Annotated in this window: 22 protein-coding genes; 15 read left to right on the top strand and 7 right to left on the bottom strand. The window is 57.1% G+C overall.

Annotated elements, in window-relative coordinates; all coding sequences use genetic code 11:
• Positions 1–255 precede the first annotated feature (255 nt).
• Together AC1965_RS03745 and AC1965_RS03740 are read left to right on the top strand one after the other, a co-directional pair.
• On the top strand, positions 256–1,167 hold the full coding sequence (locus tag AC1965_RS03745) for a hypothetical protein (RefSeq protein ID WP_483885956.1): 912 nt from the start codon (positions 256–258) through the stop codon (positions 1,165–1,167).
• Complete coding sequence (locus tag AC1965_RS03740) at positions 1,164–3,128, top strand: asparagine synthetase B family protein (RefSeq protein WP_483885955.1); 1,965 nt, start codon at positions 1,164–1,166, stop codon at positions 3,126–3,128. Before AC1965_RS03745 ends, AC1965_RS03740 begins: the two co-directional genes overlap by 4 nt.
• A gap of 48 nt (positions 3,129–3,176) precedes the next feature.
• On the opposite strand, the gene AC1965_RS03735 is transcribed toward AC1965_RS03740, so the two are convergent.
• The 4 genes from AC1965_RS03735 to AC1965_RS03720 are packed head-to-tail and all read right to left on the bottom strand — an operon-like array spanning position 3,177 to position 6,643.
• Entirely contained in the window at positions 3,177–4,232 is a 1,056-nt protein-coding gene (locus tag AC1965_RS03735; protein ID WP_483885954.1) for an EpsG family protein, read from the bottom strand.
• Positions 4,217–5,209, bottom strand: a complete 993-nt coding sequence (locus AC1965_RS03730) for a polysaccharide deacetylase family protein (protein ID WP_483885953.1) — start codon at positions 5,207–5,209, stop codon at positions 4,217–4,219. Before AC1965_RS03730 ends, AC1965_RS03735 begins: the two co-directional genes overlap by 16 nt.
• Positions 5,206–6,393 carry a carboxylate--amine ligase gene (locus AC1965_RS03725; protein ID WP_483885952.1) on the bottom strand — a complete coding sequence of 396 codons (1,188 nt, stop codon included), beginning with the start codon at positions 6,391–6,393 and terminating at the stop codon, positions 5,206–5,208. Before AC1965_RS03725 ends, AC1965_RS03730 begins: the two co-directional genes overlap by 4 nt.
• Entirely contained in the window at positions 6,383–6,643 is a 261-nt protein-coding gene (locus AC1965_RS03720; protein ID WP_483885951.1) for a hypothetical protein, read from the bottom strand. The genes AC1965_RS03725 and AC1965_RS03720 overlap by 11 nt, the downstream gene beginning before the upstream one ends.
• Positions 6,644–7,011: 368 nt before the next feature.
• Between AC1965_RS03720 and AC1965_RS03715 the strand changes: the two genes are divergently transcribed.
• The 13 genes from AC1965_RS03715 to AC1965_RS03655 all read left to right on the top strand — a co-directional run bounded on the left by AC1965_RS03715 (position 7,012) and on the right by AC1965_RS03655 (position 19,878).
• Entirely contained in the window at positions 7,012–8,058 is a 1,047-nt protein-coding gene (locus AC1965_RS03715; RefSeq protein WP_483885950.1) for a glycosyltransferase, read from the top strand.
• 120 nt (positions 8,059–8,178) lie between these two features.
• Positions 8,179–9,192, top strand: a complete 1,014-nt coding sequence (locus AC1965_RS03710) for an NAD-dependent epimerase/dehydratase family protein (protein ID WP_483885949.1) — start codon at positions 8,179–8,181, stop codon at positions 9,190–9,192.
• Positions 9,182–9,946, top strand: a complete 765-nt coding sequence (locus AC1965_RS03705) for an FkbM family methyltransferase (RefSeq protein ID WP_483885948.1) — start codon at positions 9,182–9,184, stop codon at positions 9,944–9,946. Before AC1965_RS03710 ends, AC1965_RS03705 begins: the two co-directional genes overlap by 11 nt.
• 152 nt (positions 9,947–10,098) lie before the next feature.
• The gene (locus AC1965_RS03700) at positions 10,099–10,539 is read left to right on the top strand and encodes an acyltransferase (protein WP_483885947.1); all 441 of its coding nucleotides are present in this window, start codon (positions 10,099–10,101) and stop codon (positions 10,537–10,539) included.
• Positions 10,540–10,543: 4 nt separating this feature from the next.
• Positions 10,544–11,281 carry a sulfotransferase family 2 domain-containing protein gene (locus tag AC1965_RS03695; RefSeq protein WP_483885946.1) on the top strand — a complete coding sequence of 246 codons (738 nt, stop codon included), beginning with the start codon at positions 10,544–10,546 and terminating at the stop codon, positions 11,279–11,281.
• A gap of 49 nt (positions 11,282–11,330) precedes the next feature.
• A complete protein-coding gene (gene tviB, locus AC1965_RS03690; RefSeq protein WP_483885945.1) occupies positions 11,331–12,605 on the top strand; it encodes a Vi polysaccharide biosynthesis UDP-N-acetylglucosamine C-6 dehydrogenase TviB in 1,275 nt (424 codons plus the stop codon).
• A 72-nt stretch (positions 12,606–12,677) separates the two neighbouring features.
• The gene (locus tag AC1965_RS03685) at positions 12,678–13,985 is read left to right on the top strand and encodes an oligosaccharide flippase family protein (protein WP_483885944.1); all 1,308 of its coding nucleotides are present in this window, start codon (positions 12,678–12,680) and stop codon (positions 13,983–13,985) included.
• Positions 13,982–14,881 (top strand): sulfotransferase, encoded by a 900-nt coding sequence (locus AC1965_RS03680; RefSeq protein WP_483885943.1) that lies wholly within the window; start codon positions 13,982–13,984, stop codon positions 14,879–14,881. Before AC1965_RS03685 ends, AC1965_RS03680 begins: the two co-directional genes overlap by 4 nt.
• 126 nt (positions 14,882–15,007) lie before the next feature.
• Entirely contained in the window at positions 15,008–16,270 is a 1,263-nt protein-coding gene (locus tag AC1965_RS03675; protein WP_483885942.1) for a glycosyltransferase, read from the top strand.
• Entirely contained in the window at positions 16,263–16,943 is a 681-nt protein-coding gene (locus AC1965_RS03670; protein ID WP_483885941.1) for a haloacid dehalogenase-like hydrolase, read from the top strand. The genes AC1965_RS03675 and AC1965_RS03670 overlap by 8 nt, the downstream gene beginning before the upstream one ends.
• Positions 16,921–17,724 carry a hypothetical protein gene (locus tag AC1965_RS03665; RefSeq protein WP_483885940.1) on the top strand — a complete coding sequence of 268 codons (804 nt, stop codon included), beginning with the start codon at positions 16,921–16,923 and terminating at the stop codon, positions 17,722–17,724. The genes AC1965_RS03670 and AC1965_RS03665 overlap by 23 nt, the downstream gene beginning before the upstream one ends.
• A 144-nt stretch (positions 17,725–17,868) precedes the next feature.
• Entirely contained in the window at positions 17,869–19,206 is a 1,338-nt protein-coding gene (locus AC1965_RS03660) for an O-antigen ligase family protein (RefSeq protein ID WP_483885939.1), read from the top strand.
• A gap of 54 nt (positions 19,207–19,260) precedes the next feature.
• On the top strand, positions 19,261–19,878 hold the full coding sequence (locus AC1965_RS03655; protein WP_483885938.1) for a hypothetical protein: 618 nt from the start codon (positions 19,261–19,263) through the stop codon (positions 19,876–19,878).
• 55 nt (positions 19,879–19,933) lie between these two features.
• Here AC1965_RS03655 and AC1965_RS03650 read toward each other — a convergent pair whose 3' ends face one another.
• From AC1965_RS03650 to AC1965_RS03640, 3 genes are all read right to left on the bottom strand, one after another.
• Positions 19,934–20,272 carry a hypothetical protein gene (locus tag AC1965_RS03650; RefSeq protein WP_483885937.1) on the bottom strand — a complete coding sequence of 113 codons (339 nt, stop codon included), beginning with the start codon at positions 20,270–20,272 and terminating at the stop codon, positions 19,934–19,936.
• A 64-nt stretch (positions 20,273–20,336) separates the two neighbouring features.
• A complete protein-coding gene (locus AC1965_RS03645) occupies positions 20,337–21,032 on the bottom strand; it encodes a sugar transferase (protein WP_483885936.1) in 696 nt (231 codons plus the stop codon).
• 160 nt (positions 21,033–21,192) lie between these two features.
• On the bottom strand, positions 21,193–22,344 hold the full coding sequence (locus tag AC1965_RS03640) for a polysaccharide biosynthesis/export family protein (RefSeq protein WP_483885935.1): 1,152 nt from the start codon (positions 22,342–22,344) through the stop codon (positions 21,193–21,195).
• Positions 22,345–22,348: the final 4 nt, after the last annotated feature.

Genomic DNA, 22,348 nt, shown 5'->3' with positions numbered 1-22,348 from the left:
GGGCCTCCGGCAGAACTCCTCAGCGCAGCTGCAATCCGTTCGACTTTCAATTCTGGTTTTGAGTAATACATGTAAGCACCTCATATTGGCGGCAAGCCGCTATATTATTTCTGTATTGGTGGTAGGTATTCATATCATTTCCTCATGAGGCAACGCAAGTCACAAAAAAGGAAGTTACAAAGCGCGATTTGAATGGGACAAAAGCGCGAAACCTGCGATGCTGTGTTTTCTTGACGCCGTGGAGCAAAACGAAAAATGATCTATAAGTATTTAATTTCGGGTATTTGCGTAGAGTCCGACCTCAATCTTGAGGGTTTTCTGGAGCCGGTAAAAGTAGCAGGAATTCAATCAGAAGTTACAATTAAGACCTTCGATATCACCCATTCGGATGCACCGAATAAGACCGTTTCCGAAAATAGTTTTTCCTTTTCCACAGTCGAAGGGCTGCTTTTTACAATCTCTGGTGGAAACCGGATTGCGATATTTAAGAATCACCGAATTACCGATGCAGAGATAAGGCTGTTCCTACTGGGGTCCGCGTGGGGCGTCCTATGCCACCAAAGGGGCATGTTCCCCCTGCACTGTAGCGCGGTATCCCGAAACAGCAGCGCCTACGCCTTCGTCGCTGACAGCGGTGGCGGGAAATCCACACTTGCGGCCAGCCTATGTTCGCTCGATCTGCGCTATGTCTGCGACGACGTAGCGATCGCGCAGACCGCCGACCCGCAAGGTATAACGGTACATGCAATGCCGAAAGGTCTAAAACTGTGGCAGGAGGCGAGCGAGGCACTTGGCATGCAAAGTGGCGAGCTTGCCGTTTCTGAGGGCGGCCGCGAGAAGCACTACATCGAAACTCCGCTGGGACCTGAGAATGCGCTGCTTGAACTTCGGGCGATATATGACATACGATTCTCCGATGATTTGAAGGGCCCGGAGGTCGCGCGCCTCACAGGGGTAGAGGCCCTCAAGTCGATCTACCGCAACATCTACAAGGTCGAATGGCTCGATCTTATGAAAGTTTCCGATCAGGCCTTTGCTCAGGCCGGTGTCATTGCGGCGCGAGTTCCGGTCTACCGATTCACACGGCCGCGTGCCCTTGGCCGCATCACAGAAAGCTCAGCGTTTCTGGCCGACCATATCGGGGGACTGCACAAGGTGCCGTCATGAGCGGGATTGCCGCAATATTGTACCGCGACGGTCGCACGCCGGAACAGTCGGACCTGGAACGAATTGCCCGGACACTGCGCCCGTATGGACCCGAAAGGCAGGTAGTCAAGACTGTCGGTCCTGTCGGCTTCATCTACACGCATTTCACCAACACCCCCGAAGCCCGAGGCGCGATCCAGCCGATCACCGGCGGTGAAGGTCGATACACGATGGTGTTCGATGGCCGGTTTGACAATCGCGATGCAATCGCGTCCGATCTCGGCTTGGACCAGCAGCGGCTTGTGCTGAGTTCCGATGCCGCACTGGCAATGGCGTGCTGGGAACGCTGGAACACGCAATCAATGTCGCGTTGGGTCGGTGAATTCGCCATCATCGTCTGGGACAAGAACGAAGGGGTGCTTACCGCACTGCGCGATCATTTTGGTGCCAGAACGCTGCACTATGCGACAAATTCGGACCGGTTCGTCATCGCATCGGCACCCAAGGGAATTCACGCGCTTGGCGACATGCCCCGCGAAATCGACCATCAGAAGGTCGCGGACGCGCTGTGCCAGCTTTACCATGACGGAGAGCGGACCTTCTTTAAGGGAATTCAACGCATCCCCCCGGCTGGCATGATCAGCGCGACGCAAGTGGGTGAAAAGGTTGGACGCTACTATCGCCTGCGCGAAAACGTGAAGCCGGTTCACTACAAGAAGGACTCTGATTACGTCGAGGCGGGGCTGGAGGTGCTGGATCAGAGCGTACGCGCGCTGTTGCGCAGTGCACACCCAGTGGGCGCGTTCATGAGTGGCGGGCTCGATTCCTCGTCAATGTCCGCGCTTGCCGCAGAACATCTCGCCGCTCGGGACAAAAAGCTGATTACATATACGTCTGTCCCCGAAATCGGCTGGGACGGGCGGGACGCTAATGGGATGTTTGGAGATGAATCTCCCTATGTCAGGGAAATCGGCGCGATGATCCCCGCGATTGAGATCAACCTCGTCGACGGTGCCGGGATGGGACATTACCACAGGCAGGAAGAGCTTCTGTTACATCTGGAAACGCCGGTTCGCAATGCTCTGAACCTTCAATGGACTCACGCAATCTTGGAAAAGGCGCAGGCACGCGGTGTGGGCGTCATGTTGCAGGGCACGTTGGGCAATGCCACCCTGACCCACCTCGGCGACGGCGTATTCGCCGAATTACTCAAACGCGGATCGTTCTTGCGGCTCTACAGGGAACTGGCAGAGATCAGCAATTCGCCCCGGCATTTCATCAGCCGATTACTTAGACACTTGGTCTATCCGCTGTCTCCCGACTGGGTTTGGGACGCCAAGGAACAGATGCGGGGCCGCAAGACAAACGGGCGTAACTGGGAAAAGTTCGCCGCTATCGGACCCGGGTTTGCCGAGGACATGGACATGCCGACCCGCGTCGACACGGCTGGTTACGCTCGGCAAGGTGACAAACCCGGCTATTCTCGACCCCAATGGCTCGCAATGATGGAAACCTGGATCACGGATACTGGCGATATCATGCAGGGGCTGCGGGCGATGTATGGTATCGAAATCAGGGATTCCTTCGCGGACAGGCGCGTGATCGAATGGTCCTTCGGCGTGCCCGAAACCCAGTTCCACCGTAATGGGGTGAACCGCTGGCTAATCCGGCGCATGATGGCAGACAAGCTGCCGTCAAGTGTCGTAAACAACAAGAAGTTCGGCCAGCAGACGGCGGATTGGCACCTGCGCCTGTCGCGCGACCTGCCGACGATCCGGCGGGAACTGGACCAATGGGCGCAGGACGAAGAAGTTGCGCACATGCTGAACATTGAACGCCTGCGCAGCCTGATCGACGATTGGCCAGAAAAAAGTTTAACGGACCGGAAGGATGACCGGTTTCACCAACTCCAGCTAACCTTGCCCATGGCCATGCAGATTGCGCGTTTCGTCCAGAGGGAGAAAGGCACGAACTCGCATTGAGGCGGCCGCCTGAGTGGGCGCGCTGACGATAAAGGTTAGGGTTGCCGTTCAGTACGCATTGAAAAGATAAGATTGATAAGGCGTATAACAGTTCGACGCATGTTTTGACAAAGTGAACCACGATAGCGAATAGGCCCCGTAAACTAATGCCGGAGCCAAGCGCAGGAGTTTGTTGCCGCTTAGTACCGCCAGACAATAGCTGAGATAGACGAACATCACGATGCTCATCGGCATGAGATAATAGGTCAACCGGTGGAGCGCGACCGTATTGACAAGGCCCATGGGCAGCGTGGCCACCGTGATAATGCCGAACAACAAGATCAGATTGTATTCGCGCGGAAAGTTGACCTCGATAACCTTACGGTAAAAGAAGAACACGATGTAGGGAGCTAGCGTCAGCCCATATCTGATGAAGGCCGCGCCTGATGACATCTGGCCGTATATCTGATCGACATAACGGGCGCGGTAGACATCCAGACGATCACCCAGCAGTAGCATCGCCAATGGTGCTAGCACCACGATCGCACCGATAAGCCGCGGCCCAGATACCCTCCGCCCCACGAAGGCAACGATCGGGATGAAGATCAGCACGGATGTATGGAAGATCGACCCCGCAAGCATCAGCGCCATTGTCTTGACCCGCTTTCTCTTTACGAAGGCATCACAGGCGAGCAGCAGGAATGTCACGGCGATGCCCTGCCGTAATCCGGACATGCCGAGTTGGATTAGCATGATGGGAAAAAGCACGGCGAGGATCATCATCGGCTGATGCCGGTTCCTCAGAAACAGAAACAGGTTGGTCAGCAGGATCGCAGTGGAGATCACGTTGACCCACATGTAGCTGGCATCAATGGACCGAACGAAGGTCAATATCAGTTGAAACCCAAACTCGTCCCGTCCAACGGCATCGCTCAGCGGAACACCGGGCGGCAAGTTCTCGAACCGATTGAGATAACCGCCGAAATCGCAACCAGTTTCATAGCGCGTACCCATGAAGATCAGCAATACCAGCAGGGCCGCCACTAGGATCAGCATCTCGGCCTCTCGCCGGACGACGAGCGCCAGAAGGCAGAGGCTTGCGTATAGTACTAGATAGACGGCCACTCATCTGCCTCTGCGGCGGACCGCGCGAATTCCAGCATGGACAGGGCCTGCATGCCGTAGCTGTCGCGCAGTGTTGCGAAATGTTTCAGCAGATGCCGAAGATGCTCAAGATTGGCATCGGTTGCGCGCCCGAAGTTATGCGGGTGCCACCACAGGTGATAGTTCTTTCCGTACCTTGCGGCCCGGGTCATCTCTGACATGATACGCCGACGCTGGGCCTTTGCAAGATAGGACGACACAGATTGGACGGGCCGCAGGAACCGCGACGCGGGTGTGTCGATGAGACTGCCCCCCAAATCCCTGCGCGGCAGGGCGAGGGTGTCGGTCAGCGGCACGGCGCTGTCGACAAACCTGAGGGCCCGCAGCACCAACCTTTCGTCCTCCCGAGCGCGGGCTTGATAGAAGTGCCCCTTTGGATTGCCGCGGAAAACCGTAATACCGGCGGCCTGCGCCGCTTTCAGGTGAGGCCCACTCAGTTGGTTGCGGGGCAGAACCAGGCTCCTGACCGTGATGCCTCTGGCCCGGGCAATGGATTGCGCCGCAACAATGTCGGCCCCAAATGCCTCCGCGCTGCCGCCGTGTTCCAAGCAATAGAAATGTGAGAAACTGTGCGAGCCGATTTCTTGTAGCGGCGTGTCCTGAATGCGCCGAATGAGCGACATGCCGAAGTGCATCGGGTCGTCAGCCTCATCCTTGCCGACCCTATTATGGATATCCTCGAAAGGCGAGAATCGGGGGTTTGCATACACAGGTTTCAGCGCGGGCAGATGGCCGATCAGATCATCGCGGTTCTTGGCAAATAGAAAACCGACCGTCGCCCATGTGGCCGCCACCCCATATTGCCGAAACAAATCCAGAAGCCCCGGGATTGCCCGTCGGCCTCCCATGATCACGTCTTCGTAGCTGTCGGCATCAGCATTGTCCCGGACACCCCAGCGCAGTTCGAAATCCAACGAAATGGTGAAGCTAGGCGTCACTTTGCACCCGACCTCCCCAGAACGCGGCGGAAAAGTTTCCGGGCAAGGTTGAAGGGTTCGGTAATGGCAGGGCGTGCATCGCCAGGTTCGAATACAGCCCAAACCTTACGCGTCACAGGCCCGGCATCCGACATCGTCGGAGCAGGAAACACTTGCCTTGGCCGCAGCGCATAACCCAGTTGCGTGGCAGTGTCTTTGAGCCAGTAACGCCAGCGAACGCCCTGGACTTGCCTGGCAATCTTCGGCGGACTGTCGGGTTGCGCAAGGTCAAGATACGCCTGTTGGACAACAAGACATCCTGCCGCTTCGGAAACGGAGAACCAGAGCGAAGTGCGTGGGTTGATTTCGATAAAGTAAAGCTCGCCCGATTTGGCGTGTCTTTTCATCTCAGCACCGAAAATTCCCTCGTATCCAATTGCCCGCAGGAACTTGACCGCCATCTCGGCTGCCTGCGGTTCATCGGAGCTTTGCACTACCGAAGCTGAACCGATGCCCCGCGGATACTGCCGCAGCTTTCGCGCGGTGAAGAGGGAGCTGACCTCCCCCCCTGCCCGCATGGTGCCGCACACCAGCCTGATTTCGCTTTCCGGCCCCGGAATAAACTCCTGTGCGACGATCTCACCCGGGAAATCTGCGATCTGGAGCCATTGATCGTCCAGCTCCGCGGCGTCGCCGACTACCCAGCCCTTTTTCCCACGCATCATCGCCTTGTGGTCATGCATCCGCGACGGCTTAAGTATGGCGGGCAGATCAAGAGAGTGGAGCTGGTTGCGGGATTTATCGCCCTTCAGCGCTACCGAACGAGGATAGCGCATTCCCAGATCGGCGCATCTCCGATAGAAGTCCGCTTTGGTCAGCAGCAGGTCCGCGGCTCCGGACCGATAGCTTTGCTGACACTGCAATGTCGGACGGGGGTTTTGCGAAATCAGTTCTACGTATTCGTCTGAAGTGGGCAGCAGGATCGCCTTCTGCCCATCGAGCGCCGCTTGAACACGGTCGAGCACGTCGAACGACCCATCATCCACGATTCTCTGCGACAGCGCACTCGACGCGAGACCGACCTCGCCGGTTCGTCCGACCCCGATGACGCGCGCGCCCAATCTGTCGATGGTGCGGGCAACGTGCAGGCCCGTCGGCGACAGGCCCATGACGACCGCTATCGGCAATCCGGCATCAGTCTTCATCGCGCGTCACCATTGTTGCGCGAATAATCTTCCGCGCCCGCTCGACCTTTTCGCGCATTTGATAGGACATGTGCCGACGTTTGTGCGGCGACACGGCCGGGGCGCACAGCGCGTTTGCCCAGCCATCTCCGTATGCGGGATTACCGCTTGAAGCACCCGTCTCGGAAAATTTTGTCGGGAAAAGGGTTTTCAAACTACCATCCAGAATAGAGATGCTAAAAATCTGCGGGGTCGGCGTCTCCTTACCCATTATTGGCACAAGTTGCTAGGTTACGGGATTATAAATCAACTCTACACGCATCGGAGCACGCTTGGAAAGAGCGAGTAGGGTCGCGTGACATCGTCATGTGTATTCACCACTTGTGCGCACTGCGCCCTGCACATCGTCGATGGGCGCGGGCGAAGCCGTCACAGGCGCGCGCTTCTCCCCTTAATAAGCGCGCATCTCCCCGTAATAAGAAAGGGGGACGCCGCGAAACCTGCCTGTTTATAATAGGGTGGCGCCATCGCGCATATTCGGCTAATTGTCTGCCATTCAATTTATGAGCATACCCAGTGACTTCGCGAAGCCGAATTTCCATTGTTTTACCTGACCTTCGCGGAGGTGGCGCGGAGCGCGTGAACCTGGACCTCGCGAAAGGGTTCAGCGAACGCGGTATCGACGTCGAATTTGTCCTTCGCAGGGAACGCGGGGAATTGCTGGAGGAAGCCCGGCAAGTCGGCCGTGTCGTCGACCTGAAGGCCGAACGGGTCAGGGCCGCGTTAAAACCCCTGACCGCCTACCTCAGGGAATGCCAGCCGGATGCGGTTCTGGCATCCATGTGGCCCCTGACGGCGGTAGCGGTCCGGGCACGCGCCGTTGCAGGGCATCACTGCACGACTGTTCTTGCAGAGCATGGCGTCCTTTCGAGGCAGTATGCATCATGGGGCATATGGCACGGCCTGTTCTTGCGGGCATCGCTCAGATACGCGGCGCAAAGGGCCGATGCCGTTACGGGTGTTTCGCGGGGTGTCGCGGCTGATCTCGCATTGTTGACCGGTCAGCCCTCAGGAAAATTCTCGGTGATCCACAACCCCATTCCGGCTCCGAAAGTGCACAGTGCTCAGGACCGGACTGCGGCCGACAAGCTGTGGAACGCACCGCGGGGTAAACGCGTCATCACGGTCGGCAAGATGAAGGCGGTCAAGAACCAGGAGCTACTAATCGACGCCCTGCATCGGCTAGACGACACGGAAGCGAGGCTGATGATTGTAGGCGACGGCGACAGGCGCGACAGTCTGGAGCGTCACGCCCGGGAGAAAGGGGTCGCCAACCAAGTGATCTTTGCCGGGTTTCAGCCCGATCCCGGCCCGTTCTACGCGACAGCGGACCTTTTTGCGCTTTCATCTTGGAGCGAGGGGTTCGGCAATGTGATCGTCGAGGCGATGGCCTACGGTTTGCCTGTGGTCTCCACTGATTGCCCGACTGGTCCCGGGGAAATTCTGGACGACGGGCGCTTTGGCGCTCTGACGCCTCCCGGCGATGTCGAGCGGATGGCGGCGGCGATATCAGAAACACTCCAAAGTCCGGTGGATGGAGACCGGCAGAAGGCCCGAGCCGCCGACTTTAGGCCCGATCTTGCAGTCGATCGCTATCTGCGTCTGCTGCTTCCCGAACGGGCCTAAATTCGCGTAAAAGACTTTATGTTTAACGGGCGGTTGCGGTTCCGCGGATCCGGGCGGGGTTACACCCTAGAAACTCAAAGTTGACGGAATGTTCCGTTGGCGATTAGATAGGTCTATTGAATGCGAAAGATTTTGATCACAGGCACCGCCGGCTTCATCGGTTATCACCTTTCCAGACAGCTGCTGAAGGACGGTTGGCAAGTACACGGTTTTGACGGCATGACCGACTATTACGATGTGACGCTCAAGGAAAAGCGACATGCGATGCTGCTCCAGAACGAGCATTTCTCTTGTACCATTGGCAGGCTCGAGGATCAGGAGACTTTTGACTCCGTTGCGGACGAGTTCGTGCCGGATGTGATCGTGCACCTCGCAGCACAGGCAGGTGTCCGCTACAGTCTTGAAAACCCCCGCGCTTATCTGGATTCTAACGTGATCGGCACGTTCAACGTGATGGAGGCCGCCCGTAGGTTGAAGGTCCAGCATCTGCTGATGGCCTCGACATCGTCGGTCTATGGGGCAAATACAGACATGCCCTTTGACGAAAATGAGAAGGCCGATACCCAACTGACGATCTATGCTGCGACCAAGAAGGCGAACGAAAGCATGGGCCACGCATATGCCCATCTGTGGAACCTGCCCACTACGATGTTCCGATTTTTCACCGTCTACGGCACTTGGGGTCGGCCTGATCTGGCGCTGTACAAGTTTGTAGACGCGATCTTGGATGATCGGCCCATCGACATCTATAACCACGGCGACATGTATCGCGATTTCACCTATGTGGACGATCTGGTGCGCGGCATCGCCTTGCTGATTGACGCCGTGCCGGAACGTCCGGATACGCCCGACGATATCCCGGAAGGCGACAGCCTGAGCCCGGTGGCGCCATTCCGCATTGTCAACATCGGCAATTCTGACAAGGTCAGGCTGCTCGATTTCATAGATGCGATCGAGGACAGTCTCGGCAAGAAGTCGAAACGCAATTACATGGAGATGCAGACGGGCGATGTGCCCGCCACATGGGCGAACGCGGACCTTTTGCAGAGGCTGACAGGGTACAAACCGCAAACGGACTTCCGCGACGGAATCGAACGGTTCGTGACGTGGTTCAGGGAGTATCATGGGAAATAACGTTAAGGAGCTTGCAAGAACTTTGGTTCGTTATCCGGCACCAGCTTTGCGCACCTTCGGCGTGGCACCGTCCGAAGGTGCTTTCAAACACCTCCTCTTGCGCGGACCTTTCGAGATCCGTCTGCCTGATGGCAGAGGCAAGTTGCGACTGATGTCCTGGGGTAATCGTGTGGAGAATGAGCTAGTCTGGCGAGGCTGGAAAAGTCATGAACCCGCTACCATGCCGTGGTGGACCCGGTTGGCGCTGAACGCGCAAGTCGTGTTGGGTGTGGGGGCCAATACCGGAAGTTTTGCCTTTATCGCCAAGGCACTTAATGCTTATGCAAAGGTCAACGCCTTCGAGGCTCTCGCACGCATCGCGCAGAAGGTCAGAGAAAACCGCGATATCTCTGGACGTGATGTCTCGATTTTTGAGGCCGATGTCGCAGACCAAATCGGGGAATTGCCGATATACGATCCGAGTGTGTCGAATGTGTACAGTGCGTCACTGGACAATAATTTTCTGCTTGAAGAAACGGAAGCCACGATTGTCCCGGTCACGACGATTGATAGTCATTGCGCCGAACATGGCCTGAAGCCCGAACTCGTGAAAATCGATGTAGTGAGCGTCGAAGGCCAAGTTCTGCCGGGCGCGCGCGAGACGTTGGAGAGGTCCCGCCCGATTATCCTGTGTAAATGGGCACACCATGACCGCAATGTCATCCATTGCCCAGTGGAGCGGGTTACGGCGCTGCTCTCCGTTGGTCCGCTCTAGTGGTGATGCAAGTGGGACACCTGCGGCGCATATGGGGTCGTGGCATTCGCGTTCGGGAAAGCATCCTGGGGAGCATCGTATTGAAGATGGCGCAGGGGGTATCCAGGGGTAGCGGTTGCCGCGCGGGCTATGGCCTCCGGCTTCGTGCGGTGATGCGCGGCCGGATCGAACTTGGGGACCGCGTCAGCCTCGACCGTTGGGTTGATCTCTATGTCAACGGTGGCATTCTGCGGTTAGGTTCGGATTGTCACGTAGGCAAGGGATGCGTTATCGTTGCGCGTGAGGAGATTACTATCGGACCCAACTGCCAAATCGCCGAACACGTCACGATACGCGATCAGGATCATCGGGTGCTGCCGGGTGTTCCGATTGCGGAGAGCGGGTTCGATACGGCACCGGTCCGCATCGGCGCAAATGTGTGGATCGGCGCGGGGGCGATCGTGACGAAAGGCGTGACAATCGGGGACGGCGCCGTGATTGGCGCCGGGGCTGTGGTGACGCGAGACATAGCCGCAGGCATTCGTGCGGCTGGCGTTCCCGCCATACCCTTGGGAGCACGTTCGCCGCGCCCGAATCCGGTTGGGAGCGCGTAGGGTCATGATCTCGCCGGACAAACAGATCACATCGCGCGAGGAGGTCTGGTTCCGGCTGCGCATGCTTGAGAACTACAGGATGCCGACGCTGGCTCGCAAGTTTCTGGTAAACCTTGTGCTGAAAGACGCATCCACCGATCTCCGGTACAAGACGGTCGGCGACCGCCAAGTACTTTTCGTGCACGTACCGAAGACCGGTGGAACGTCGCTGGCCAAGGCGCTCAACTTGCCGTTCGGCCATGTTCCGGTGTCCCGATATATCGCCCGCGACGAGGCACGTTTCGCCAGCAGTTTTAGCTTTGCTTTCGTCAGAGACCCGTGGGACAGACTGTTTTCCGCATTTAATTACCTTAAGGCCGCGATAGGGCAGAACAAGTCGCGGGATGTTCGATGGGCGGAACAAAATTTAGCCGATTACTCGGATTTTGAGGCTTTTGTGCTGTCGCTGAAGGACAACCGGACCTGGTACAGGATACGTCGCTGGCCCCACTTTCGCGCACAAACCGACTGGTTGTGCCTTCCCGGTTCCACCACCGTGGCTGTGGATTTTCTCGGGCGGTTCGAAAGGCTGGAGGAGGATTTCTCCCGGCTCGCGGCGTTGTTGAATGTCGAACCCATGCTCCCCCACGAGCGAAAGCCAAGGTCTTACGAGGATAGAAGCTCTACGTCGGAAATGATAGATGTCATTCAGCACCGGTATCGCTCCGACGTCGATATTCTCGGCTACGACAGACCGACCTGAATTTTCCGCTATAGGTTTACCGTCAACTGTAATTTCAAGGAACGCATCAATGTCTTCAAATGATATGCCCATCGCAGTGATTGGCTTGGGCTATGTCGGCCTGCCGCTTGCTGTGGAATTTGGAAAGCGACGGCAGGTCATTGGTTTTGATGTCAATACCAGACGTATTGATCAGCTTGTAGCCGGCAACGATGTGACACTCGAAGTGAACGCCGCTGAACTTGCCGAGGCCAGCCATCTGCGATTTTCCTCGGACCCCGCGGATCTGCGCGATGCGACGGTCTTCATCGTCACGGTCCCGACGCCCATCGACGCGCACAAGCGTCCTGACCTGACCCCGCTTCACAAGGCCTCTGAAACAGTGGGAGCCGCGCTGAAAAAGGGCGATATCGTGATCTACGAAAGCACGGTCTATCCCGGCGCGACCGAAGAGGAATGTGTGCCAGTGCTCGAAGCCAAGTCGGGCCTGCGCTACAATACGGACTTCTTTTGCGGCTACAGCCCGGAGCGGATCAACCCCGGCGACAAGGAACATCGGCTGCCCACTATCCGCAAGGTCACCGCGGGTTCGACTCCCGATGTCGCGGCGCGCGTTACCGCACTTTATGACGAGATCATTACCGCTGGCACCTATCAAGCCCAGAGCATTCAGGTCGCCGAGGCGGCCAAGGTGATCGAAAATACCCAGCGTGATCTGAACATCGCCCTGGTTAACGAATTGGCTCTGATCTTCAACCGGATGGGGCTCGATACCCAAGCCGTGCTGGAAGCGGCGGGCACGAAGTGGAATTTCCTGCCCTTTCGCCCAGGGCTGGTCGGCGGGCATTGCATCGGCGTCGATCCCTATTACCTGACGCACAAGGCCCAGGCTATCGGCTATCATCCGGAAGTGATCCTGGCCGGGCGGCGGATCAACGACGGCATGGGGGCCTATGTCGCCGAACAATTGGTAAAGGTCATGCTCAAGCGGCGCTTGCCAGTGAACGGCGCCCGGGTGCTGATCCTGGGTCTGACCTTCAAGGAGAATTGCCCCGACCTGCGCAACACGCGTGTCGTCGATGTTGTCAGAGAACTAGCCACGTTCGGCGCGTGTGTCGATGTGCACGATCCTTGGGTCGACCCCGATGAGGCGCGCGCCGAATACGGCATTGAGTTGGTACAAGAACCGGAGGCCGGAAACTATGAGGCAATCGTGCTGGCTGTGGCCCACGATACCTTCCGCGAGAAAGGCATCGTCGGTATCCGAGCGTTTGGCAAGCAGGACCACGTACTCTACGATCTCAAGTACCTGTTCGGGCAACAAGAGAGCGATCTGAGGCTCTGACGGATGGCTGGAAAAACTCCTGAGGGCGGACCGCGCGAAAGGGGGTTGCGCGCACAGCTTGTCCGGGGGGGCATGGCGGGTCTGGTGTTGCGCGCTGCCTCAATCCTCGCGATGCTCGCGTCGTCGGTCACGCTAGCACGGATACTGGGGCCGGAGACATACGGCGTCTATGCTTTCGTCTTTTCGGTCATCACAATCCTGGGGCTGCCGGTCAAGGTGGGGCTTCCCACGCTGATCCTGCGCGAAACAGCGCGCGCTGATCAAGCGGGCGACGGGGCGCTGATGGCGGGCATCTGGCGCTGGTCCGATCGCACGATGCTGCTGCTAAGCGGCTGCATGATCGCCGCGACGTTGGCGTATCTATGGATATTCAACGACTCTAAGCAGTCCGCGCGCATCTCGGCCCTTGTCTGGGCGCTTCCTCTAATTCCCCTGATCGGCTTTGCCGCAGCCAAAAGCGCCGCAATCCGCGGCCTGCGCAGGGTGTTGCTCGGTGGTGTGACAGACAAGGTTCTCCGACCCATGCTGCTGTCGGTCTGCGTTCTCGGCATGGCGTTTTTTATGCCGCAGATCGTGAACGCCGCGAGCGTCTATGTGGTTCACAGCATCGTCGCCGCCATCACCCTGACGCTGGCGCTCATTATATTGTACCAAGTGAAGCCCCGCCATGCCGGCTCAGAGAAGCCGCGCACCGACGCGCGGGGCTGGGTCGCAGCAATCCTGCCGCTAGCAGCCATCGCCGGTCTGCAAATAGTCAGTCACAACACGGATATCCTGATGCTGGGCATCATGGCGACAGACAAGGACGTGGGGCTCTACCGGGTCGCCCTGTCTGGTGCCAATATCGCGCTTTTTGGGCTCACTACAACCAACCTAGTTTTGCAGCCCTATTTCGCCCGTGCCTGGCAGGCCAACGACTACCGCCAACTGCAAAAGCTCGCGACCGCGGGATCGCGCCTTTCGACCGTAGCCTCCCTGCCTATCCTAGTGTTCTTCTGGCTAGGTGGAACCTGGCTTCTGACTCTAATATTCGGGGATACCTATGCAGGCGCCTTCTGGGCGCTGATCCTGCTGTGCCTGGGTCAGACCGTAAGCGCGCTGTTTGGATCTGTCGGGACATTGCTAACAATGGCCGGACAGGAAAGGGTAGCGCTCGGAGGTATGGTGATCTCGACAGCTTCCAATGTCGTGCTGAACTGGATACTGATCCCGATATACGGGATCGAAGGTGCAGCAATTGCAACCGGGTTATCGATTATCGTCTGGAACCTTTGCCTATGGGTTGCCACCAGAGTCATCATGGGCATCGACACCAGCTTTGTCGGGCTCAAATCGCGGGGTGGATCCGGCGGGCCAAACTCGGAGAACGGCGATACATGAAGATGGATGTCCCCAATTTTTTTATTGTCGGCGCGCCGAAATGTGGCACGACCGCCCTTTATTCCTATCTAAGCACGCATCCAGAGATATATTTTCCGCAGAAATCCAAAGAGCCGCACCATTACAACACCGACATGCCCGGGTTTCGTTGGTATCCCGACAAACGGGAGTACCTTGCCCTCTTCGCGAACGAGCAGGCGCAGGCGGCAAAAATTAGGGGCGAGGCATCAGTTCAGTACCTCTATTCTAAGGCAGCGGCGGCGGCGATCGCCGCGGACGTGCCCGAAGCCCGCATCCTTATCTGCCTGCGTGATGTCGTGCCGTTCATCCGGTCCTATCACAATCAGACCCTGACAAACCTCGACGAAGATATCGTCGATCTGCGGGAGGCGTGGCGTGCCTCTGGACAGCTGCGGACCGTTGCACGCGAACCGTCGTTGCTCGACTACAAGTCCATCGGCATGTTTGCAGAGCAGATCAACCGCTACCGCGCAGTGTTCCCTGATGAGCGGATCAGGATCCTGATACTTGAGGAATTCAGTGCCAATCCACGCGGCACCTACCTTGCCCTGTTGGAATGGCTCGGTGTCGCGGACGACGGTCGAGACACGTTTGAGCGAGTCCATTCCGCCAAGACCCAGCGATCAAAATCTTTTGCCAGGTTCCTGAAGTCACCGCCGCCTTGGGTCCGAAGCGGGGCTGGCGCGCTCAAGCGGCTGACGGGGCTCCGTTCGCTGGGGCTTGCGAAAAGGCTTAAGAATCTCAATGCCGTACAGCGTTACGGAACAGCAGAAATGGACGCGAACTTGACGCGCGAAATTCGAGATCATTACGCGCAAGACCAAGAAAACCTGACGCGACATGCCGATCTGCTTCTGACCGGCAAAAGGATGTAAAGAAATGGCAGACAGCATACGGATACTGCTACAAGGTCGCCTTTTCCGCGATGACCTCACTTGGGGCCTTGTAGTGGTTGATTGCACTCGACCTGCCGCAACCTATGATAATAGGTCGATATCTCCATGACCCACGCCAAGAGCATATTCATCACCAACAACGGATTGGCCGATCACATCGGGATTGCACAGGTTCTGCCCTACCTTCAAGGTCTGACCCGACTGGGCCATGACATCACTGTAATATCGGTGGAGAGCCCGGAAAACTGGGCCAGAAATCCCCCAGAACGCCTGTCTCCCGATGCCGCACAGGGATGCGCTGGTTCGCTGGACTTCGCACCAATCTTTCGCAAGCCGGGGGTTGCGGGCCGTGTGCAACGGTTCCTGGTTCCCCTGCAAATGCGGCGCCGGTTGCGACAACAGATCGTGCGGCAGCGCCCCGATCTGATCCATTGTCGCAGTTACATGCCCCTTGGGCCAAGTCTGGCCGCCATCACAAAGACGGACGTGGCGCTGATGTTCGATGTGCGGGGTTTCTGGATTGACCAGCGCATCGAAGGAGGCGCATGGTCCCCGGTAAGAATCGGCGACCGGGCTAAAATCGCCCACTTCCGTCGGCTGGAGGCCCGGGCATATGGCACGGCACGGCATATCATCACCCTCACCCAGGATGCCAAGACAGTCATCAAAAAGGCGACAGGTTATTCGGACTGTCCGATCGACGTGATCCCCTGCTCCGTCGATCAGGAGGCGTTCGACGTCTCGGCCGAGACGCGCGCGTGGGTGCGCTCGGAGCTGGGTATCGCGGATGGCACTCTGGTCATCTGCTACCTGGGGTCCAGCAGCGGGGTCTACCGCATGGATATCGCGAACCGTGTGTATGCCGCCGCCCGCAAGCTGGTACCGACGGCCAGACTGCTGCTGATCGGTAATCACGACGCCGCGACCCACTGCAAGGCCGCCGCCAGAGATGGCGTGGCTCTGAATGAAGAAGAGGTCATCACCCGCAAAGTGCCTCATGCCAAGGTTGCGGAACTGCTCAACGCCGCCGATATCGGGCTGTCCTTTCAGGTTTCCACCCCGTCGAGCCTCGGCGTGTCCGCCACCAAGGTGGGCGAATATATGGCCTGTGGACTGCCTGTCGCGTCCAATCGCGGTGTCGGCGACATCGAGACGATTGTGCAGGACGGCCAGTTCGGTGCGGTCCTCGCCAACGAGAGCCCGGCAGAAGTGGATCGCGTAGCCCGCGTGCTTGTCGGTCTGGCGAAAAAGGGCAACCGTGCCGGGATCAAGGCGCATGGCCGTGTTTTCTTTTCTCTTGCGGAAGCAATCGGGCGCTACGATGCGGCTTATCGCAGCTTAACGAAAGGGCAACATGACGATGGGTGATCCCGGAACCGTAACACGCCGCTACTGCTTGGTGGACGTCTGCGGGACGCTCTACAGCGAATCGACGACAGCCGGATTCGTGCGGTTCCTAATGAATCACAAGGCATCCCGCATCCCGCTCACCTACCGATTGCTCGAAGTGTTGCGCAGTCCGGCTTTCAGAACCGCTGTCATCGCCCTTGGCAAGCTCGCCGGACGCGACATTTTCCGAACCGGATACATTTCCCAACTGCGCGGGTGGAGCGCGCCGGAACTGCGCGCCGCCGCTGAGGCCTATGCCGCGCATCTCGACGAGGCACACCGGATTGCCCCGGTCCATGACCGGGCGGATAGGGCCGCAGCCGAAGGTTGGGAACTGATCTTGGTATCCAATAGCCTGGATGTCGTGATTAAGGGGATTGCCCAGCGCCGGGGGCTTCGCTGGTGCGCTTCGACGCTGGACTGGCGGGGCGATCGCTGCGTTGGTCGCCTCTCGCAGGATATCAAGGGCCGGAAATGGCCCGCCGTCAAGCGCCTGCTGGGCGACGAGATCGCCGGAGCGGAGGTCATGGTCATCACCGACAACAAGTCCGACCGGGATCTGATGGAAGTCGCCAGCACGACCGTATTGGTCTGTGCCAAAACGGAACAATCATGGATGAAGGGGCTTTATGACGAACTCATTTCTCACTGAGCGGACGCGCGCCATCTTGCTGATTCCGTTCTTCTACGCGCTTTTCTCGCGCATGAAGGGGGTGCGAGGGTTTGCCTTCAATGCGGCGACGCTTTGGTTCCCCGGCGTAATTATCACAGTGTCGCTTCTCGGAAATGCGGGGAATCTAGACGCCGTTCTCAAATATGCAATGGGATATCTCATATTCATCTGCGTCTACGAACTCGGATATGTGATGAACGACACTTGGGGTCTGCGCAATGACTCCACGCCAAGGCGACGCATCGCGGTCGATATGGGGCCGGGGTTCATTGCCATTTTCTGTGCGATCAGGCTCGCTGTTGTCGGGTTGATTGCCGGATCGGCCGGATTCCTTCTTTCAGGTTGGTTTCTGGCGCTAATGGGGGCGCTCGTCGGTACGATCCTGCTGCACAATCTGCTGTCCCGGGAAGAGTTCAAGCTCATGAGCTTTCTGCAGATGTCATTGCTGCGCTTCTGTACGCCGATTTTCATCGCTTGCGAGGGCGATGCTCCGCCAGCACTTTTCGTTGTCGCGCTGCTACTCTTCACTTTCCCGCGCCTTCTGACATATCAAGATTCTAAGAACCGGCTGCGCCTGCCCGAACGGAAACTGCCGCACTTCGCTCTGGGCAACTGCCTCTGCGCCGCTCCACTGATCATTCTGGTTGCGTTTCTCGAACCCGATTCAGGGTTTCTTTCAGTCTGGCTCTATTATCTGGCGCTATGGGGCGTAGTCTTTGGCTGGTTCCAAGTGCGCAATCGGAAATCGGGGACCCGATAGCATTCATTGTGCAATCCGCAAGATTGACTGACGCCGTCGTTCGCTGCAACAATCGCAAAGACAATACGCGCCAGACAATCAAATTCTTGCGCCGCTGCATATCGGTGCGTTAGTTATTTACTAAATAACGATAAGGGTTTGTCAGTGGCAGCAGAACGGTTCTATTGGATTCAGCGCGGTGGAGGCGTTGTCGCGCTGGTTGTCGTATGTCTGTCGGCACTGGTTTATGGGGGTGTGACACCTTTCGTCTGGTCGATTCTGGCGTTGGTTGTGACGGTCATCTTCGCGCTCCAGGTAACCCGTTCGTTCCTCGTCTCCGCGCCGGCTGTTACAATATCACCGATCTTTCCCTCCCTCCTCTATGCGCTCGCCCTTCTTTTCTGTACGGTGTTAGCCTCTTCCTATACGGTAGCACCCTCTTATTTCGACTCCGGTCCATCGGTCGCCGATCCCGGTGCCACTTATTCTGCAGTTCTGCGGCTCGGCACCTACGGAATGCTGTTCTTGATCTCGGCGGCAGCTTTCAATTCAGTCCGTTCGGCCACCTTCGCGATCCGTGTCATCGCGATCTGGTCCTCCTGCCTAGCGGGCTTTGGGTTCTACGCGCTTGTCACAGGAAACAATCCGATCCTGGGCGATTTGGATACTGGCGGTGTGCTCAAGGCAAGTTTCGTGAACCGCAACCACTATGCCACCTATGTCGCCTTTGGCACGATCGTCAATCTGGGGGCCTATCTGGCGATGATTCAGGGGCGCGCCGCATGTCAGCCATTGAAGCGCCGGACACGAGAGTTGATCGAGCGTTTCTTCGGGGGCGCTTGGGTGTTCGCTATCGGGGCACTGATCTGTGGGGCCGCGACCGCGGCGACCGCAAGCCGCGCAGGAGCGATGGCGGCCGTGTTCGGACTGCTTGTCTTTATCGTGGCCTGGTCAAAGCCCGATCGCAGGCTAAGCTATGCCAGCTACTGTATCATCCTGCTTGCGCTCGTCTTCGTCATCTATTCGTCGGCGACCAATCTTTTCGAGAGGGTTTCCGTTCTGGACGGGCAGGAAGGGCGTTTTCTGGTCTATCCGGCGGTGATCGAGGGGATACTGGAGCGCCCCGTTTTCGGTCACGGGCTAGGCTCATTTCCAGACGCGTTCCAGAAATACCTTCCATTGGAAGCCGCCCGCGCCGAATGGACCGAAGCGCATAATTCCTATCTTGAGAACGCGTTTGAGATGGGTATACCATTGACGATCCTGTTCTATCTGAGCCTCGCTTTGATCGTGTGGCGCATCTTTCGCGCCACTCGTATCGTGCGCCGAAATCGGGTGTTTGCATGTATCGGTCTAGGCTGCAGCGCCACCGCCGCGCTGCATGCCGCATTCGATTTCAGCTTGCAGATACCATCTGTCGCGGCCCTACTCGCCATCATCCTCGGCCTGTCATGGGCACATTCATTTTCCGCGGTAGAGGTTAAGCGGCATCAAATCGGCTAGTCTGGGCCGGACGGCCGATATAAATATTTAACATTTCTAGGACTTGGAGCTTACATGCGATTCTTGTCACTGCTTTTCCTGATCAGCTTCGCCGCGCTTCTAGTGACTTGGATGGCACGGTCGCCGGCCTATAACGGCGATTTGCGCGTTCAGACTGCTGGCGGTGATACTATACTTGCGGACACATCGGCAATGTATGATCAGGCAGAGTATCTATTTGAAGTTGGTTACGGCTATGTTGTCCCAGACCTCGATGTTTTTCTCGATCTCGCTGCGCCGCTCGACGGCCCAATTCCGACTTTCGAGGAAACGCAGGTGCGTGTCCAGAAAGGCATTGTCTATCTCGAAGAAAGTCTGGAGCTGGCACCGGCCAACGCACATGCTTGGATGGCTCTGGCGTGGGGCCGCGCACTGAGTGGCGGGATCGCCGAAGATGTCCTAGATCCGCTTCGCCGATCTTGGGCATTGGCACCGCATGACAGGATATTGGCAGACAGGCGCATCTCGCTGCTTGCCACTGTACTGGTGGAGGAACCAGAAGCCGAAGCGACACTGACGGACATCGATCAGGATGCGATAGCGAAAGATCTGGCCACGTTAAGGAAATTCGATCCCGTAACGCTCAAAGAGATTGCAGAAGTTTCTCCGAGCGTCTCGTTTCTGGATGGATAAAGGACAGCTCTGCGCGGAAAACCTAACGAATGATTCAAAATTTTTCGAAAGTGCTTTAGCTGGTCGGCGAAGAAACCGACACGTTCAATTTCAGATAGTGCACAAGAAGGGCCAACTGATGTTTGGACAGGCGTGGAATTAGCCGCTTTAGGCATTCCAACTGCTGGATCCGGTAACGTGTGGAGCGGGTTTCCATGCGCAGGCTAATCTGCTCTTGAGTTGACGCGCCGGAAAAGGATATTCTGGCGGTGTCCAATTGAGCTTTCAATGCGTCGATGCGTTCGACAATCGCCGCTTCGATCTGAATGACGACATTCTTATTTGTGGTCGCGGATGCGGTCGATGCCGAGACAACAAAGACCGCTGCCAGAAGTGAAAGAACCAAATTTTTCATAATAATTTTCCAATTCCAACTCTAATGTCAGCATTCTATGCCAAACGACGGCGTTTTGCCAGTATTACCGGCCTGCGCCTGTGAAAACGACCGTAAAGGTCCGACGGATGATATACAGTTCGAGCCGCCCGCAGGACCGCGCCGCATACATGTTATCATAAATTGCCTTGACCGCGGTCTGCTCCGAACCTTCCGCGTATCCCATTTCGACCTGCGCCAATCCGGTGATTCCGGGCTTCATGCGGTGCCGCTCCTTGTAGCCGGGAAGAGAACGGGCGAATTCAGAGGCATGGTGATACGCATCGGGCCGGGGGCCAACCACGCTCATCTGCCCGCGCAAAACATTGAAAAAATTCGGCAGTTCATCCATGCGCGACTTGCGCAAGAACCGTCCAAATTTGGTGATACGCTCCTCCTCGAGTGCATCCTCGGCAGACCGCTTCGCCTGATCGGCGCCGGTCATCGACCGGAATTTCCACATACGGAACGGCTTACCGAATTGCCCCATGCGCGTTTGCGAAAAGAACAGGGGCCCAGGATTGAACCAAGGATTGAGACACAGTAGGGCCATGCAGATAGGTAAGATGAGAGGCAGCGCGAGCAGCACGCAGCCGTAGTCGAAAACCTTCTTGAACAAGCGGAAACGCAAAGACCAATATCTTTCGCCACCTTCGCTCTTTATGACATCAATAAGATATCTATCGGGCCGCAAAGCAGCAGACCCAACGGAGAATTCCCCGTCGCGCACAAAATCGAACATTTTAAATTTTCCAAAAGTAAGCAGCTATTCAGATTATGGAAAATTAGCAAAAAAATTAAGATTTTTCAATCTACGTAGAGAGAATTAAGGCATAATTAAGGAATATTTAGTGCTTTTACAGGGTTATATGCTGTTTGTTCTGAACAGGGGACAAATTCCGTCAATTAGAGGTTGCAACCGCACTAACCACTTCGCGCGGTGATGGAACAAATACAGCAAAGGCGGAAATCGCTGCGTTTATTTCAGCGATCACGCTTGTCGAAATATACAGCATATCGCCATCTGCGATCTCAAATTCCTTTGCGATGAAGAGCGATTCGGGCTCTTTCAGGTCGAATTGGAATATCACGGGAACCGATTCAGTCACAATCTTGCTCAGGTCGATACCAAGCTCGCTGGCCGCATGCCGCGAAATGATCCGATAGATAAAGACGCCGCGAGGATCTGCTCGGCTTCTCAGGATGCCCCCACTCTGCCCCAATGCATTCACCAGGTTTGTCTGGACTTCGTCAAATCCCAGATTGGCGTTCACTCCCCCGGCGCCAAGCACCGTGAACTGGCCCGCAAACGGCTCGAAACGAATGACATCACCGGCACGCAGGTGAACGTTGAGGCTCGGGTTCTCATAGATGTCTTTGAGAATTGCCGATCCTGTACGGCCCTTGCGGGTCATAACCACCCGCATGTTTTCCGCTGGACCTGCCGCACCGCCCGCTTGGGCGATGACTTCGACCAAGTGACGGCTATCCTGGTTAATGGAATACGTGCCCGGGGCGCCGATGGCGCCCACAAGCGTTATTTGGGCGCTTCTGCGATCCACAAGTTGCACGATGGCATTGGGTGAGACCAGTACGTCACCGAGACGGCGTGTCAGCAGGTTCTCAAAGCCCTGAACGGAATTGCCGGCTGCCCGAACACGTCCAATCGGCGGCACGCTTATCATGCCGTCCGGCCCGACCATCTGCGGCGGCAGGGTCGTGGAGGAAATCGGGGCAAGCGCAGAATTGGTAATATCCAGGAATCCGGTGTCGTTCGTCGATACGATCGTCACCTGCACTTGATCCCCCACGCCCAGTGCAATACCGGGGGCTGAAGCGTTAGGGATGAAACTTGTACGCTCTGAACTGCGCTTGAGCTTGGTCGCCCGTGCAGCCAGACCGGCATCCATCGAGACCACGCCATAATTCAGCCTCGCCTCACGAGTGACAACTTGCGCGTTTTCGGCTCCCACGATCTGCGAAGTTCGAGGCCCAGTTGCCACACAAGCGGAGAGAACTGCTGCCGCTCCGAGCGAGATTGTTATGTTTTTCATTTGC

It is taken from the genome of Sulfitobacter sp. KMM 9851, from assembly GCF_057178245.1.
This window is presented reverse-complemented; position numbering and strand designations above follow the sequence as displayed.